Origin of the sequence: Candidatus Allofournierella merdavium (assembly GCF_944382735.1) — a bacterium.
GTDB lineage: Bacteria > Bacillota > Clostridia > Oscillospirales > Ruminococcaceae > Allofournierella_A > Allofournierella_A merdavium.
Genome location: NZ_CALWND010000011.1, coordinates 13,134 through 26,705, shown reverse-complemented (window position 1 = coordinate 26,705; position 13,572 = coordinate 13,134). Strand labels below are relative to the sequence as shown.

The 13,572-nt window shown below is 64.5% G+C and carries 14 protein-coding genes and 1 tRNA gene; 8 read left to right on the top strand and 7 right to left on the bottom strand.

The features are described 5' to 3' along the window. Positions 1–25: 25 nt before the first annotated feature. From ACH2A7_RS10120 to ACH2A7_RS10105, 4 genes are read left to right on the top strand one after another with little or no spacing between them, the layout of a single operon-like run. Positions 26–1,033, top strand: a complete 1,008-nt coding sequence (locus ACH2A7_RS10120) for a dihydroxyacetone kinase subunit DhaK (protein WP_394961784.1) — start codon at positions 26–28, stop codon at positions 1,031–1,033. 31 nt (positions 1,034–1,064) lie between these two features. Further along, positions 1,065–1,910: a class II fructose-bisphosphate aldolase gene (locus ACH2A7_RS10115; protein WP_394961783.1), complete on the top strand. Its 846-nt coding sequence runs from the start codon at positions 1,065–1,067 to the stop codon at positions 1,908–1,910. A 36-nt stretch (positions 1,911–1,946) separates the two neighbouring features. Next, complete coding sequence (locus ACH2A7_RS10110) at positions 1,947–3,110, top strand: iron-containing alcohol dehydrogenase (RefSeq protein WP_394961782.1); 1,164 nt, start codon at positions 1,947–1,949, stop codon at positions 3,108–3,110. Between the two features lie 46 nt (positions 3,111–3,156). Next, positions 3,157–4,683 carry a BCCT family transporter gene (locus tag ACH2A7_RS10105; RefSeq protein ID WP_394961781.1) on the top strand — a complete coding sequence of 509 codons (1,527 nt, stop codon included), beginning with the start codon at positions 3,157–3,159 and terminating at the stop codon, positions 4,681–4,683. A 106-nt stretch (positions 4,684–4,789) separates the two neighbouring features. Here ACH2A7_RS10105 and nifU read toward each other — a convergent pair whose 3' ends face one another. Both nifU and nifS read right to left on the bottom strand, forming a co-directional pair. Beyond that, the gene (gene nifU / locus ACH2A7_RS10100; protein WP_394961779.1) at positions 4,790–5,221 is read right to left on the bottom strand and encodes a Fe-S cluster assembly scaffold protein NifU; all 432 of its coding nucleotides are present in this window, start codon (positions 5,219–5,221) and stop codon (positions 4,790–4,792) included. Next, complete coding sequence (gene nifS / locus ACH2A7_RS10095) at positions 5,208–6,395, bottom strand: cysteine desulfurase NifS (protein ID WP_394961778.1); 1,188 nt, start codon at positions 6,393–6,395, stop codon at positions 5,208–5,210. The genes nifU and nifS overlap by 14 nt, the downstream gene beginning before the upstream one ends. Positions 6,396–6,568: 173 nt before the next feature. On the opposite strand from nifS, the gene ACH2A7_RS10090 reads away from it, so the two are divergent. The 4 genes from ACH2A7_RS10090 (at position 6,569) to ACH2A7_RS10075 (ending at position 8,571) form a co-directional block, all read left to right on the top strand. Then, on the top strand, positions 6,569–6,991 hold the full coding sequence (locus tag ACH2A7_RS10090) for an RrF2 family transcriptional regulator (protein ID WP_394961777.1): 423 nt from the start codon (positions 6,569–6,571) through the stop codon (positions 6,989–6,991). A gap of 651 nt (positions 6,992–7,642) precedes the next feature. Next, positions 7,643–7,734, top strand: a tRNA-Ser gene (locus ACH2A7_RS10085). 66 nt (positions 7,735–7,800) lie between these two features. Next, positions 7,801–7,965, top strand: coding sequence for an antitoxin VbhA family protein (locus ACH2A7_RS10080; RefSeq protein WP_394961776.1), 165 nt, complete (start codon positions 7,801–7,803; stop codon positions 7,963–7,965). Between the two features lie 9 nt (positions 7,966–7,974). Beyond that, positions 7,975–8,571 carry a Fic/DOC family protein gene (locus tag ACH2A7_RS10075; protein ID WP_394961774.1) on the top strand — a complete coding sequence of 199 codons (597 nt, stop codon included), beginning with the start codon at positions 7,975–7,977 and terminating at the stop codon, positions 8,569–8,571. 46 nt (positions 8,572–8,617) lie between these two features. On the opposite strand, the gene ACH2A7_RS10070 is transcribed toward ACH2A7_RS10075, so the two are convergent. From ACH2A7_RS10070 to ACH2A7_RS10050, 5 genes are all read right to left on the bottom strand, one after another. Continuing rightward, positions 8,618–9,805 (bottom strand): tyrosine-type recombinase/integrase, encoded by a 1,188-nt coding sequence (locus tag ACH2A7_RS10070; RefSeq protein ID WP_394961773.1) that lies wholly within the window; start codon positions 9,803–9,805, stop codon positions 8,618–8,620. 170 nt (positions 9,806–9,975) lie between these two features. Continuing rightward, the gene (locus ACH2A7_RS10065; RefSeq protein ID WP_394961771.1) at positions 9,976–11,349 is read right to left on the bottom strand and encodes a relaxase/mobilization nuclease domain-containing protein; all 1,374 of its coding nucleotides are present in this window, start codon (positions 11,347–11,349) and stop codon (positions 9,976–9,978) included. After that, entirely contained in the window at positions 11,330–11,626 is a 297-nt protein-coding gene (locus ACH2A7_RS10060) for a plasmid mobilization protein (RefSeq protein WP_205491904.1), read from the bottom strand. Before ACH2A7_RS10060 ends, ACH2A7_RS10065 begins: the two co-directional genes overlap by 20 nt. Continuing rightward, positions 11,623–12,783, bottom strand: a complete 1,161-nt coding sequence (locus tag ACH2A7_RS10055) for an AAA family ATPase (protein ID WP_394961769.1) — start codon at positions 12,781–12,783, stop codon at positions 11,623–11,625. The genes ACH2A7_RS10060 and ACH2A7_RS10055 overlap by 4 nt, the downstream gene beginning before the upstream one ends. Before the next feature lie 181 nt (positions 12,784–12,964). After that, positions 12,965–13,207: a helix-turn-helix domain-containing protein gene (locus ACH2A7_RS10050; protein ID WP_394961768.1), complete on the bottom strand. Its 243-nt coding sequence runs from the start codon at positions 13,205–13,207 to the stop codon at positions 12,965–12,967. Positions 13,208–13,572: the final 365 nt, after the last annotated feature.

Here is a 13,572-nt window from a genome sequence, read left to right as displayed (position 1 = left end):
AAAAAAGAAAGGAAGTTGAACCGCAATGCCTAAGGCGAAAAAGATCATCAACCGGCAGGAAGATATCGTGCAGCAGACCATCTCCGGCTATGTCCGCTACCAGCAGGACCGCATCCACCAGATCCCCGGCACCCAGGTGCTGGTGCGCAACCGCCTGGACCAGGGCAAGGTGGGCATCATCATGGGCTACGGCGCCGGCCACGAGCCCGACGCCATCGGCTACCTGGGCAGCAACTACATGGACGCCCAGGCCATCGGCGGCCTGTTCGCCGCCCCCGGGCCCTTCCCCATCTACGAAGCCCTCAAGGCCGCCGACACCGGCGCCGGCAGCCTCATCCTCATCAGCAACTGCGCGGGCGACGTGCTCAACGCCAAGATGGCGCTGGAGATGGCCGAGGAGGACGGCGTCAAGGCCAAGGGCATCCTGCTGGGCGGTACCAACGTGGCCGACCCCTACACCGGCCGCCGTGAGGACCGCCGCATGGGCGTGGCCCTGTTCGAGACCAAGATGATCAGCGGCTACGCCGGGCTGGGCCACAGCCTGGACGAGGTGATCGCCTTCGGCGATTTCGTGCTGGACAACGTGCGCGCCATCACCATCGGCATCCGCCCCGGCACCTCCCCCTCCACCGGCGACGTGATGTACGATCTGCCCGACGACGAGATCACCCTGGGCGCCGGCGGCCACGGCGAGGCGGGCGCCGACAACATCCCCATGTGCACCTCCCGGGAGCTGGCGGAGAAGGTGCTGGAGATGATCCTCAACGACAAGCCCTTCGTGCCCGGCGACGAACTGAGCTTCATCGTCAACGGCACCGGCGGCACCACCATGATGGAACTGCTCATCTTCTACAACGACGTGTGGGACATTCTGGAAAAGAAGGGCTACAAGATCTTCAAGCCCATCGTGGGCACCCTGTCCACCATCCAGGAGAGCTCCGGCATCGTGCTGGACGTCTGCCGCATGGCCAGCGAGGAGATGAAGAAGACCTGGATGCTGCCCACCGACTGCACCGCTTTCCCCAAGCTGTGAGGGCGACGGGCGATACGAGGAGAACACCACAATGGAACAGAAGATGAAAGACCTCCTGGCCGGGGCCTGGGAGGGAAAATATGCCGTGCCCGCCATCTGCGTGAGCAACATGGAGTCGGTGCTGGCCTGCTTCCAGGCCGCCCGCGCCGCCCGCTCGCCGGTGATCATCCAGTCCGCCTGGTCGGAGATGGAACCCCAGATGATCACCTACGCCGATCTGGCCGGGCTCATCCGCTGCTTTGGCGCCCGCTTTGCCGAGGTGCCCTTCGCCATCCACCTGGACCACGGCATGAGCGAGGAGGAGTGCATGGGCGCGCTGGCCGGGGGCTTTTCCTCCATCATGTACGACGGGTCGGCCGGCTCCTACGAGGACAACGTGACCGTCACCCGGCGGCTGCGCCGGGCCGCCGGCGCGGGGGGCACCCTGGAGGCCGAGGTGGGCCGCGTGGGCGGCGCCGAGGGGGGCGGCGGCGACTTTGAGATCGTCAAGAGCGACCCCGAGCAGCTGCGGGACTTTCTGGAAAAGACCGGCGCGGACGCCATTGCCGTGTCCATCGGCAACTTCCACGGCAGCCACGGCGTGCACAAGGGCGCCCCCAAGCTGGACTTCGAGCTGCTGGCCCGGCTGCACGACGTGTGCGGCGTGCCGCTGGTGCTCCACGGCGCGTCGGGCATCCCGGAGGCGGACGTGCGCAGGGCGGTGACCATGGGCATCTGCAAGGTGAACTACTACACCCAGCTTTACAACGTCTACATGGACTGCGTGCGGGACAACTGCGGCGAGACCATGGAGGAGTGCATGGGCCGCGCCACCCGGGTGCTGGCCGGCGAGATCGAAAAACTGATGGATATGTGCGGCAGCGCCGGCAAGGCGTGAGCCCCGCTCGCAAAATTCTTTGAAAGAGGTGTTTGTGTGCAGCACGAATTTTTCATTCCGACGCACATTTATTTCGGCGGCGGCTGTCTGGAGAAGCTGGGCGAGATCAAGCTGCCCGGCAAAAAGGCGATGATCGTCATCACGCCGGACGCGTGGATCGTGGACAACGGCCATCTGGCCCGTCTCCAGCGGCTGCTGGCCAAGGCCGGCGCGGAGAGCGTCGTCTACAACAAGGTCCATCCCAACCCCGGCAAGCGCCAGGTGGAGGAGGCCGCCCTCCTGTGCCGCCAGGAGAACTGCGACTTTGTGCTGGGCTTCGGCGGCGGCAGCAGCATCGACTCGGCCAAGTCCATCGCGCTGCTGGCAGCCAACGGCGGCGATTTCTGGGACTACATCGCCACCGGTTCCGGCGCGGGCAAGCCCATCGCCCAAAAGCCCCTGCCGGTGATCGCGGTGCCCACCACCGCCGGCACCGGCACCGAGGCGGACCCCTGGGTGGTGGTCACCAAGGAGGAGACCAACGAGAAGGTGGGCTTCGGCGCGCCGGAGATGTTCCCCGTCGTCTCCTTTGTGGACCCGGAGCTCATGGTGTCGGTGCCGCCCCGGCTCACCGCCTTCCAGGGCTTCGACGCGCTGTTTCACGCGATGGAGGGCTACATCGCCACCGTGGCCACCCCCATCAGCGACGTGTTCGCCCTGCGCAGCATCTCGCTGCTGGGGAAGAACCTGGTGCGGGTGGTGCAAAACGGGGCCGACCTGCAGGCCCGGGAGGCCGTGGCCCTGGCCAGCACCTGTTCGGGGGTGGTGGAGTCGCTGTCCAACTGCACCTCCAACCACTCCATCGCCCAGGCGATGGGCGCCTACCACGACAACCTGCCCCACGGCGCCGCGCTGCTGATGATCGCCAACGAGTATTTCAGCAGCTTTGTGGATGTGATCCCCGAGCGCTACGCCCGGATGGCCCAGGCGCTCACCGGCGACCCCACCGCCACCGCCGACCGCCTGCTGCCCACCCTCTATGAGATGGAGAAGGCCTGCGGCGTGGAGGCGCTGCGCATGTCCGACTACGGCATCGGCCCCGAGGAACTGGAGGTGTTCTGCACCAACGCGCTGGAGATCGCCGGCGAGCTGTTCGAGATCGAGCCGCGTCCCATCACCCGCGAGCGGGTGATGGAGATCCTGCAGCGGTCCTACCGCTGAGCGACGCCCGCGCCCGGCGGCTGCCGGGCGCACGACCCACAGGAAGGTGAGCAAACTGAAAAAAGCAATCGAAACACTGGAAAAACCGGTCTTTTTCGTGTCCGTCGCGGTGATCGCGGCGATCCTGCTGGTGCTGCTGGCCGCGCCCGAACAATGTGCCGCGGCGGTGAACGCCCTGCTGTCGACCATGACCCACGAGTGGGGCTTTTTGTACATTGCCACACACCTGGTGCTGATCGTGTTTCTCGCCTGGCTGGCCTTCGGCCGCTTCGGAAAGGTGGTGCTGGGCCGGCCGGGGGAGAAACCCGAATACGACGACTTTAGCTGGATGTCGATGATGTTCTGCACCGGCATCGCCAGTTCCCTGATGATCTTCTCCTTTCTGGAGCCGATCTATTATCTCACCCAGACGCCCTTCGGGGTGGAGCCGCTGTCCGACGAGGCCTACGAGTACGCCCATATGTACGGCCAGTTCCACTGGGGCCCCAGCGCCTGGCTGTTCTATGTGCCCGCCAGCATCGCCATCGCCTACCAGCTGTTCGTGCGGGGGGGCGAGTCGGTGCGGCTGGGGGACGTGTGCGGCCAGGTCCGGTGGGCAAAGGGCTGGGTGGCCCGGGCCATCGACGTGTTCACGGTGTTCGCCGTGCTGGGGGGCATCGGCACCTCCATGGGCCTGGGCGCGCCGCTGATCTGCCAGCTGCTGAGCAAAACGCTGGGCATCCCCAACGACACCCGGCTGCTGGTGGGGGTGCTGGTGCTCTGGTTCGCCATCTTCTCCACCAGCGTCTACCGCGGGCTGGACAAGGGCATCAAGGTGCTGAGCAACATCAACATCTACCTGGCGGTGCTCTTCGTTCTTTTTGTGATGGTGCTCACCGGCATCCCCCGGGTGCTGGACGTGGAACTGAACAGCATCGGGCTGTATCTGAACAATTTCTTCCGCATGAGCACCTACACCGACCCCTTCCGCCAGAGCGGCTTCCCTCAGGACTGGACGGTGTTCTACTGGGGGTGGTGGCTGTCCTACATTCCCATCATGGCCCTGTTCACCGCCCGCATCTCCCGGGGGCGCACCATCCGCAAGGTGGTGCTGGGCATGGTCGGCTACGGCTCGCTGGGCTGCGTGCTCAGCTTCTCGGTGCTGGGCTGCTACGCGCTGGACCTGCAGCGCAGCGGCCGGGTGGACCTGGTGGCCATCCTGGAAAGCCAGGGCAAGGACGCGGCCCTCATCGCCGTGCTGGACACCATGCCCCTGCCGGGGGTGGCGGCCATCGCCTTCGCGGTGGTGGCTGTGGTGTTCATGGCCACCACCATCGACTCCTCCGCCTTCATCCTCGCCTCGGCCACCACCCGGCGACTGCGGGGGGATGAGCAGCCGCCCCGCTGGAACCGCATCCTCTGGGCGGTGGTGTTTGTGGTGCTGGCCTTCGCCCTCACCCGCATCGGCGGGCTGGAGACCATGCAGACGGCCAGCGTCCTCACCGGCTTCCCCATGATCTTCATCTGCGTGCTGGTGCTGTATGTGCTCTACCGCATGCTGCGCGCCGACGAGGCTTCGCAGGGCGGCAAATAACGCGTTTCCTTCTCTCTCCCGAAACAGCCCTCCGGGGCAAAACAGGCCGCCGGCCGTGGAAAACCACGGCCGGCGGCCTGTTTGCTTGCTTTTTTTGGGGGGGATATCACTCGTGGGCGTGGCAGCAGCCGCAGTCGCCGGTACAGAAGGCGGCCGCGTCGTAACTGACGCCCTGGCGGTCGTAGTAGTCCTTCACGGCGGCCTTCACCGCCTCCTCCGCCAGCACCGAGCAGTGGATCTTGTGGGCGGGCAGGCCGTCCAGCGCCTCCACCACCGCCTTGTTCGAAAGCTCCAGCGCCTCCGAGAGGGGCTTGCCCTTGATCATCTCGGTGGCCATGCTGCTGGTGGCGATGGCCGACCCGCAGCCGAAGGTGATGAAGGAGGCGTCCTCAATGACGCCGTTCTTCACCTTCAGGTACATCCGCATGATGTCGCCGCACTTGGCGTTGCCCACCTCGCCCACCGCGTCGGCGTCCTCCATCTTGCCCATGTTCCGGGGATTGCGGAAGTGGTCCATCACTTTTTCAGAGTATAACATAGTCTCTCTCTCCTTTTTGCAGTTCGTCCCACACCGGGCTGCAGGCCCGCAGGTACTCTACCACCCGGGGAACTTCTTTCAGGATGTGGTCCACATCCTCGTCGGTGTTCGCCTCGCTCAAAGAAAGGCGCAACGAGCCGTGGGCTACCTCGTGGGGCCGCCCGATGGCCAGCAGCACATGGCTGGGGTCCAGCGAGCCGGAGGTGCAGGCCGAGCCGCTGGAGGCGGCGATGCCCGCGTCGTCCAGCATCAGCAACAGGCTCTCCCCCTCGATGCCCTCAAAGCAGAAGTTCACGTTGCCCGCAAGGCGCGGCGAGGCCGCCCCGTTCAGCGCCGCGTGGGGAATGGCCGAAAGCCCGGCGATCAGCCTGTCCCGCAGCGCGCTCACCTTCGCGCCGTTCTCCTCCAGATGGGCGCAGGCCTCCTCCAGCGCGGCGGCCATGCCCGCGATGGCGGGCAGGTTCTCGGTGCCCGCCCGGCGGCGGCGCTCCTGGGCCCCGCCCCGGATCAGCGGCACCACCGGCACGCCCTTGCGCACATATAAAGCGCCCACCCCCTTGGGGCCGTGGAACTTGTGGCCGGAAAGGCTGAGCATGTCGATGTTCATCGCCTTCACGTCGATGGCCAGATGCCCCGCCGCCTGCACCGCGTCGGTGTGGAACAGCACGCCGGCGGCCCGGCAGATGGCCCCCAGCTCGGCGATGGGCTGGATGGTGCCGATCTCGTTGTTGGCAAACATCACGCTCACCAGCGCCGTATCCGGCCGCAGGGCCGCGGCCAGCTCCTCCGGCCGCACCAGGCCGTCCTCGTGCACCGGCAGCAGGGTCACCTCAAAGCCCTCCTCCCGCAGCGCGTCCAGCGTGTGCAGGATGGCGTGGTGCTCAAAGGCAGTGCTGATCAGGTGGCGTTTGCCCTTTTTGGCCCCCAGGGCCGCGGCGCTGCGCAGGGCCTGGTTGTCCGCTTCGCTGCCGCCGGAGGTGAAGATGATCTCCCCCGCTTCGGCCCCCAGACACCCGGCCACCCGGGCGCGGGCGTCGCTCAGCGCCTCCTCGGCCTTCTGGCCGAAGCTGTACAGACTGGAGGGGTTGCCCCACAGCCTGTCCATGGCGTCGATCATGGCCTCCCGCGCCGCCGGCGAGACGGGCGTGGTGGCCGCGTTGTCTGCGTAGATCATAGGATGAAACTCCTTTTTTCAGAATAAAACCTATAAACCTTGTAGGTTTATGCCCTCATGATACGCTCAATTTCCTACTTTGTCAATAGGAAATTTTCCAAAGCGGCTTGCAAAGCCGGCGGCGGGTGTGGCATAATAGACGAAAAAGCGGCGGCAAAGGGAGGCGAAGGGCGATGGTGGTGTCCAGCAAGGGGCGGTACGCGCTGCGGGTAATGGTGGAGCTGGCGGCGGCCGCGCCGGGGGAATACCAGCCGCTGGCGCGCATCAGCGCGCGGCAGGGCATTTCGGAGAAGTATCTGGAGGCGATCTTCGCGCCGCTGGCCAAAGCGGGGTTCGTGGAGGGCCAGCGGGGCAAGAACGGCGGCTACCGGCTGACGAAGCCGGCGAAGGACTACACGGTGGGCAGCATCCTGCGCCTGACGGAAAAGACGCTGGCGCCGGTGGCCTGCATGGCCGAGGGCGCGCCGGCCTGCGGCCGGGCGGGGGTGTGCACCACCCGGGCGATGTGGCAGGGGCTGGACAAGCTGATCGCGGACTACTTCGACGGCATCACCCTGGAAGATCTGGCCGAGGGCAGGCTGCCGGCGCAGGGCTGAGCGCGGCGGCAGTGGTCAAAATGAACGCGGCGCAAAGGGCGGCCGGACCACACGCATCGGCGCGGAGGGCGGTGAAGGGCCGAACAAGGCGATGCAGAGACGACCCAAATGAGCGCATCGTCCGCCAAGTTGAGCGCAGGGGCGCGGCAAGGGATACGGCCCCCGTCGGGAGAGCCGGCGGGAGGAGCGGGGCGGCCCGCATGGTGCGGCGCGCCTCTGCCGGGCGCGTCCCGCCGGCCCCATGGGTCGAAAAAGCGCCCGGCTCCTCACCCGCCCCGCGGCTTTTGCCCATCCGGTCCGCGGGCCGAAAAGCGCCCGCCTCCCTGCCCACACCGTTCTGTGCGCCTTTTCCCGGCCATTTTTTTCGCTATCTTCCCCGCTTTTCCCGCCGCCTTTCGCGTTGACGCGGGCCGCCAAACCTGCTATAATACAACATGGCCTGTTCGCAAGCCGGCGAACAAGCGGTCGTACCCAGGCGCCCAAGGGCCACGGCACTCGAAAGGCCCCGGTCCACTGGTGGATTCGTCCGCCGGGTTTGGCTTCACACGGGGCTGAAAGCAGGGTGTGCGTCGAAATTTTCCGCCCGTATCTTGCATCGAAATCTTGCATTTTTCCAAAGGGCCCGCAGGATGGGCCGTTAAAATTGAATATGGAGCAGTACTCAAGTGGTCGAAGAGGCGTGACTCGAAATCTCGTAGGGTGTTAACAGCACCGCCAGGGTTCAAATCCCTGCTGCTCCGCCAGATGGGGGGCAAGGACGGAATCGTCCTTGCCCCCTGCTTTTTTAGCGAAGAAAGGGGGCGGTGACCGTGGCACCGGTCACAAAGGAAGAAGCACTGAAGAACGCTTTGGTATCCTCTGCGATGGAAGGCTTTTCCGTTTCGCCGGAAGTGGTGCGCAATTGCCGCCGCCTGTTGAACGGCGAAGTGGATGTGGATACACTGGTCAAAGAACTACTGGAACAAAAGCAGTGAGGGATCACCATGCCGTATACAGTGGACGCTGCACAGGATGGGTGCTATGAGGGTACGTCCGTTCTGATCAATAAATTTGATGTGCGGGATGAAGAAGCCCTCTCAAAGATCGAGGCAATGGTGGTACCGGCGAAGGCGGCCATGTGGGAAGCGGATCCCCAGATGGCTACCTTTGATTTTGCTCATTACCGGGCGATCCACCGCTGGCTGTTTTCCGATCTTTACGAGTGGGCAGGGCAGGTGCGCACCATCGACCTGGCAAAGAAAGGAACGACCTTCTGTCCGGCGAAGGATATTGACAGAGTGGCCCACGCTGTTTTTCGGCGGCTGCAAGAACAATCGTATTTCATCGGGCTGCAGAAGCCGGCGTTTGTGAAGCAGCTGACCGACTTTTATCAGCGGACCAATGAACTGCATCCCTTTCGGGAAGGGAACGGAAGAACACAGCGTCTTTTTCTATCACAGCTGTGCCGTCATGCCGGATATAAGATGGATTTTTCCCGTGTGGACATAGATCTTTTGATGATCGCTACCATACAGGCGGCCCAGGGGACCGACCAACTTTTGCAGCAGGTCATAGAGGACGCTGTTCAGCAAGACGAATGAGCGCCGCCGCGCGGGGCCGGGCTTTCCGGCTCCGCGCTTTTGCGTTTCACCACCGGCTCTCCGGCAGTTCCTCCGGCAGCGCCAGGGCCTTCTCCATCGTGGCGGCGCTGAGCTGCTTTGACCGGGAATCCAGGTGGGCGTAGATGTTCGCCGTGGTGGAGATGTCGCTGTGGCCAAGCCATTCCTGGATCTGCTTCATGGGCACCCCCTGCTTCAGCAGCAGGCTGGCGCAGGAGTGCCGCAGGTCGTGGAAGCGTATCTTCCGCAGGCCGTGGTCCTTCAACAGCTGCGCGAAGCTGCCGGTCACTGCGTCGGGCAGGATGAGGTTGCCCATCTCGTCCACGAACAGGTAGCCCTTGAATTTTTGGTTGTAGCAGTTGCCGCAGAGCTTCTCGTTGTGCTTTTGCTGCTCCTTCAGCGCCCGCAGCCGCTGGACGAAGCCCTCCACCAGCGGCAGGGTCCGCAGGCTGGACTTGGTCTTGGCCCGGTCCGCCCGGATGAGCTGGTGTTTCCCCTCCACGCTGGCGGAGGTCACCGTGTGGCGGATGGTCAGCGTGCCCGCCGCGAAGTCGATGGCGTCCCACCGCAGGCCCAGCACCTCGCCCCGCCGCAGCCCGTAGAAGGCCGCGAACTGGATGATGAGTTCCAGCCGGTGCCCCCGGGCGGCTTCAAAGAGCTGCTCCATCTCCTCGGCGGTGTAGTAGGAGGCCGTGTACCGCTCGGCCTTGGGCCGCTCCACCTTGTCCACCGGGTTGCCGGGGATGAGGTCCAGCTTTACTGCCTGTTTCAGCGCCTTGTGGAGGTTCGCGTGCAGTTTCAATACGCTGGTGTTCTTCAAGGATTTCCGCTCGTGCAGGTAAAAACTCTGGATGTGCCGCGCCTGCAGGCCCCCCAGCGTGAGGCCGGTGGGCTCGAAGTAGGGCACGATGTGGTCCTTCACGTTGAAGCAGTAGGACGACCAGGTGGTGGGCTGCACCGAGGAGCGGATAATCTCCAGCCAGTAGAGCATGTAATCGCTGAACAGCATATCCGGGCTCAGATCGCCCTGGCGATTTGGTATCGGCGGCGTGAAGGCCCGGCGGGCCTGCCGCAGCAGTTCGTCCGCCTTTTTCTTGTTGCCCTTCACCGGCAGCCCGGTGCCCTGCCATTTCTGCACCCGTTTGCCGTCCGGGCCGTTGTAACTGAGTACGATGTAAAAGTAGCCGTTCTTTTCGGCCAACCGGCCTGCTACCATGGACATTCCTCCTTTTGGTTGTTTGATGGGTGATTCTCCGGGTCCGACACAAGAATACCCGGAACCCGGTTTGAAAGCTATTCACAAAAGTGTACAAGGATGGGTGCCTCGATCGGGTACACATCCACCAGATTACCCGCGCCGGTTCGCCCGGCGCGGGCGTTTTGGTTTTAGCGGGTTTGGTGTTTGTCCCGGTGTTTAGGGCGGGGCTTGTCCCGCTCCTGCTGGCGGCGGTATTCCTCCCGGCAGGCAGCGGTCTTTTCCACCTTCTCGATGATGCGTTTGGCGGTTGCGTCCTCCTTGCGCAGGGCGGCAATTTGGCGGGTCAGTTCCGTCCGCCGCTGGGCCGCTTCGGGCGGCGGCTCCTTCCACCGCAGCTGCCGGGCACAGTCCGCCCGCTCTTTGCAAAGGGCGTTGATTTGCCCCGCCAGAACCTCCCGATGGGCCTTTACCTCCGCCACCGTGGAAAAGCCCCGCTGGCTGGTCAGGCGCAGCTCCTCCAGCGTCTTGTCGATGTCCCGCCACAGGGCGTTGATCTCCGGCCAGTTCACCCGGGGTGCGGGCCGTTTCGGGTAGATGCCCAGCTGATAGCAGTAATAGAGATACAGCCGGAACAGGCTGCTCCTTTGGCCGGTCAGCGGGCCTTTGCAGCGGCAGCGGCGCGGGGCTGCCCTGGGGCGCGGCACGGGCCGCAGGCTGTACTTGGGGTTGAAGTTCAGATCATAGAAGTGGGGACCGTACCGGAGATGGTTTTTGGCCAGCGCCTGCTCCAGGGCGGGCCAGTCGTACTCCGCCCCCAGCCGGCACACCCGCACCGCCCGGCCGCCGTCCAGCGAACGGAGGGTAGCGTACTTGCGCCCTTCCTCCCGCCGCCAGAGATACCCCTGCTGCCGCAGCACCCGGGCAAAGTCCCGCTCGGTGCTGGTCTGGGCCAGAGCCTTACGGATGGCCCGGCGCATCGCCTCGTACCGGGTCTGCCCCTCGCCCTCGTAGAGCGGCCGGGGCTTTTTGCTGCCGGGCTGCTGAATCACCGAGAGGGCATGTTCTCGGCACAGCTGGTCGGACACTCGGCGCATCTCCCGGTATTGATCTCGGCGCTGCTCATACTTCTTGCCGTCCACATAGGACACCGCGTTGATGACGAAGTGGTTGTGCAGGCAGTCGGTGTTCAGATGGGTGGCCACCAGCACCTGGAACCGCCCGCCCCACACCCGGCGGGCCAGCTCCACCCCAATGGCGTGGCACTGTTCCGGGGTCACCTCCCCAGGCCCGAAGCTCTGGTAGGCGTGCATCGCCACCACCCCCTCGGTCTTGCCGAACCGCTCCTGCACCGCCCGCATTTCTACCCATGCGGTCTCGGGGCGGCAGTGGATGCCGCTCACCAGCTGGGCTGTTTCCTGTAAAGTGGTCTTGGCGTCGTTCTCCGCGTAGTGCAGCGCCTGGGCCAGACCGCTGTATTCGGTCTTGTCCGGGTTGGCGGCGTAGTCCACCACCCGGCGCAGGCTGTCCCGCACCGGCCAAATTTTAGTGGTCGCCAGAGGCATCCTCCTTCCGCAGAAGGCTGTCCAGCAGCCCTTCCCGGCAGCGGCGGAACTCATTGGCAAATGCCGGGTCGTATTGCGCCAGCTGATCGGTGAGGTGCTCCAGCCGATCCAGACTGTCAAAGAAGGCTTGGGGCGGATGAAAACGGGGCGTATATCCCAGCGCCCGCTGGCGCAGATATTCCGACAGGGTCAGCCCGCACCGGCCGGCCGCTGTTTGGATTCGATATTTCTCGGCGGGGCTCACCCGCACATTGAGGCCCACGTTTCTTGTTCTCACAGGGCCACCTCCGGGAGCGCGGGGCTTGGGGCTGGCCCCATGTTGGCGAAGTGTTGCCCGGTGGCAACACAAAGCCCATGCTTGTTACCCCGAAGCGCCTCCCGTGACGACGATGACGGTGCTGACGGTGTTTCCAGGATACCCCCATCGTCCGGGGGTGTGCCGGATTTGTCGTCATCCGCGTCATCACCGTCATACCACAGCCGAAGCTGCCGGGCGCTGGCGGTGCGGCGGCTCTCGCAGCGGATGCCCAGGGGCGCCAGGTCGGTGGGATAGAACTCCACCAGCTTGCGGGTCAGCTGGTTGGGCTGCACATCGGCGATGGCGGCGGCGGCCAGCAGTTCGGTAGCGGTGCCCTGCCAGCACTTCTGTCGCTTCACAAAGTCAGCTACCGCCCACACACAGGCGGGCACGGCCTTGCGGGCCAGTTCCTCGGAGGTCTCCTCCTGCTCCAGTTCCCAGCGGCAGTCCTCCCAGCGCAGGTCCAGGGCGCGGCTCTCCATGTCCCGGCCGGTCACGTGCAGCTGGGCGTTCTGGCTCATCCGGCGGCGGCGCAGCACCCAGCTGGTGTCCGCCCCGCCCATCAGGGCCACCGAGCCGGAAATGTCATCAAAGGGGTCGCCGGTCTGGTCCTTGCGCTGGTGGTGCACCAGCAGGATGCCGATGTTGTGCCGGTCGGCCAGGGATTTCAAGGCGTTCATGTCCCGGTAGTCGCAGGCGTAGACGTTGCCGTTGGTATCGCCGGTGCGCACCTTTTGCAGGGTGTCGATGACCACCAGCCCGGTGTCCGGGCGTACGGCCAGGAACTGCTCGATCTGTTCCTCGAGACCGTGGCCCAGTCCCTCGCAGGCGGTCTGGAAATAGAGGTTGTCCGGCATTTCCTCCTCGCTCAGGTGGAACAGCCGGTTCTGGATGCGGGCGTATGTATCCTCGAGGCAGAGATACAGCACCGCCTGGGAGCGCAGCGGCCGCCCCCAGAGTTCGCCGCCTTTGGCCAGCTGCAGACACAGCCAGAGGCAAAGCCAGCTTTTACCGACCTTGCTGCCGCCCGACAGCAAAGACAGCCCGCCGGACAGCAGATCGGGAACGAGCCACCGCACCGGCGGCAGCGGGGTGATGGAAAGGGTTCGCGCGTCAATGGGTTCGAATTTCGTCAAAAGCATTTCTCCTTTTCGGTTGGTTTGTTGGATGGGGCGGACGCGGCCACAGCGGCCCCAAACAGGCCCGCAAAACGGCCTTGGCCCCGGCGCGGGGGAAAACGCCCGCACCGCCTGCCAGGCCCCGCACAGGGCGAACACCGGGCGGACAGCGGCGAAGGGCGCTTTGTGGTGCAGCGGGTCAGGACCCGGCGGCCCTGGCGGCGGGCTGCACACCGTTCTCCACCACATAGCGGACCACGTTGATCTTGGGGATTTTGTAGGCGTTGCCCAGCTTGAGGCCCCGGATGCTGCCGTCTGTCAGCAGGTCGTAGGCCGCGTGGCGGCTGATGCCCAGCATGACCTGCAGCTGGCGCACCGTCACGATGTCGGGATAGTCGGCAAACAACAGTTTGTAAAGGGTCTGGATGTCAAAATTCTTCATCGATCACCTGCTCTCAAAAGTTTTCGCGGCGCAAAAAACGCGCCTGGGCGGATAAGCGGACAGCGGACGCCGGCCGGAAGCGGCGGTACCCCTCCTTTCTGTGAGATTGATGTGTGGCGGTCAAGGATTCCTTATGCAGGATTCTTTGTTTCGGATGTGACGGGATTCCAGGGTTCCTTATGTAGGATTCCTTGTCGCGGCGGGCGGCAGAATTTGCCTGAACAAGGAACCCATCATGTAGGGTTCCTTGACGCGGTGTCTTGGCTGGGAAAAAGTCCCCTCATTATATACCAGTAGCTCAGACCCCTCAAAACGCTCACCCTTCTAAAAATAAATTTGAAAGTTTGGCGAATCTGACGGGAAGT

Excerpts from the sequence above, each read along its gene's own strand:
- ACH2A7_RS10065 (WP_394961771.1), bottom strand. The coding sequence starts at position 11,349 with ATGCCTCTGGCGACCACTAAAATTTGGCCGGTGCGGGACAGCCTGCGC.
- ACH2A7_RS10075 (WP_394961774.1), top strand. The coding sequence starts at position 7,975 with ATGCCGTATACAGTGGACGCTGCACAGGATGGGTGCTATGAGGGTACG.
- nifU (WP_394961779.1), bottom strand. The coding sequence starts at position 5,221 with ATGTTATACTCTGAAAAAGTGATGGACCACTTCCGCAATCCCCGGAAC.
- ACH2A7_RS10050 (WP_394961768.1), bottom strand. The coding sequence starts at position 13,207 with ATGAAGAATTTTGACATCCAGACCCTTTACAAACTGTTGTTTGCCGAC.
- ACH2A7_RS10120 (WP_394961784.1), top strand. The coding sequence starts at position 26 with ATGCCTAAGGCGAAAAAGATCATCAACCGGCAGGAAGATATCGTGCAG.
- ACH2A7_RS10115 (WP_394961783.1), top strand. The coding sequence starts at position 1,065 with ATGGAACAGAAGATGAAAGACCTCCTGGCCGGGGCCTGGGAGGGAAAA.
- ACH2A7_RS10090 (WP_394961777.1), top strand. The coding sequence starts at position 6,569 with ATGGTGGTGTCCAGCAAGGGGCGGTACGCGCTGCGGGTAATGGTGGAG.
- ACH2A7_RS10070 (WP_394961773.1), bottom strand. The coding sequence starts at position 9,805 with ATGGTAGCAGGCCGGTTGGCCGAAAAGAACGGCTACTTTTACATCGTA.
- nifS (WP_394961778.1), bottom strand. The coding sequence starts at position 6,395 with ATGATCTACGCAGACAACGCGGCCACCACGCCCGTCTCGCCGGCGGCG.